Genomic DNA, 1,445 nt, shown 5'->3' on the forward strand with positions numbered 1-1,445 from the left:
ATAGTGGTATGGCTAAGAGACGCACCCATTTTCCACACACGACTCCGCAGCAGCGCAAGCTGCTGTTTGAGACTTGGGAAGCCACAGGCAATGTGACCCTGGCCTGTCGAAAAGCCCACGTCGGTCGAGGAACGTTCTACTACTGGAAACCGCGCTTTGACCAGTCCGGCTATGCCGGGCTGGAAGAATTCGAGAGTCGCGCTCCGAAAGAGCCCTATCGGACACCACCTGAGATAGAGCAAAAGGTGATCGCGCTGCGGCGTGAGCACCCAGATTGGGGCAAGAAACGCATCGCAGACGAACTGGCGAAAGCCAACAACTGGGTGCCGGTGGTCAGGTCCAACACAGTAAGACGGATTCTGCAAGACGCCGGTCTCTGGAAACCAGCCGAGGCCGACGGGGAAAAAAAAGCGGGCTAAGACCACCAGTCGAACCGCAGAACAGCCTGGACAGGCCGTCAACGTCGATCTGTGTTTTGTGCCCGCCACGCATGCCCTGGCGGACAAGTTGCCGGCGGTGAGTGGTTCCTCGGGCCGACTGATCGTGCAACCATCACAGGCAGAGACGAGCGAACGAGAGTGGCCAGGCCGCATTTTTGAAGACCCAGCGTTGACGTACGAAGAAGCGATGCTGGACTTCGTAGCGGCCTCCCAGGAACCAGCGAGCCAACCGGAGCCGGAGCCCCAAGGGAAACAAGCCGACCAAGTGTCGTTAAAGGCCGCACAACAGGTCCTGCGGCGGGAAGAAGCGCAGCTACGGGATGAGCGCCGCCGCATTCGGGAAAAGCGCAAGCTGGAAGATGCGGCCTGGAAAGAGGCGCAAGCAGCCCGCAAGGCAGAAGCGCAGGCCTATCAGGCCCTCTCCAAGGCGGAACGGCGTCAACAGCGAAAAGTCAAGCAAGGGCAGGATGAGCAGTGGCGAGCATTACGCAAGCAACGCTGCGCCAGCCTGGAAGTGCGCACACAGGCAGACGAGGCCTGGCGGCAGAAGCGTCGCAGCCTCCGGGAACGCTTGTCCCAGTTGCCTGTTGTCACGACCTGGATTGCCATCTTGGTCGTCATCGACAACTGTACCCGCCAGTGCCTGGGCCTGCCTCTGTTTGTGGCCGGCCCGAAGGTGACGTCCGAGAGGATTGTGGAGGCGCTGCGCATCCTGTTACCGCCGGAGTTGCTGTTTCTCATTTCAGATCGGGGAACCCATTTCAAGGCCCACGCCTTCCAGAAACTCGTGCTCAGCGAAGCGTTTATCCATGTGCGCATCGCTCGACATCGGCCGCAGTCTAACGGAATTGCTGAACGATTTGTCCGCACCCTCAAAGAGTGGCTGCAGGACAAAGCGTGGCGAGAGGATGAAGAACTGGCCCCGCTCCTGCAGCAATTCCTGGATGAGTACAACGACCGCCCACATCAGGGCTTGGCCATCCCTGGCTTGTCGCCCAATGAGTT

Annotated in this window: 2 protein-coding genes; both read left to right on the forward strand. The window is 59.8% G+C overall.

Annotated elements, in window-relative coordinates; all coding sequences use genetic code 11:
* Nucleotides 1–419 (forward strand): helix-turn-helix domain-containing protein (locus FKZ61_RS23690; RefSeq protein WP_211358722.1); only part of this gene is annotated, 419 nt, incomplete at its 5' end.
* Between the two features lie 190 nt (nucleotides 420–609).
* Nucleotides 610–1,445, forward strand: an 836-nt coding sequence (locus FKZ61_RS23695; protein WP_141612641.1) for an integrase core domain-containing protein, incomplete at its 3' end; no start/stop codon positions are given.

It is taken from the genome of Litorilinea aerophila (assembly GCF_006569185.2).
GTDB lineage: Bacteria > Chloroflexota > Anaerolineae > Caldilineales > Caldilineaceae > Litorilinea > Litorilinea aerophila.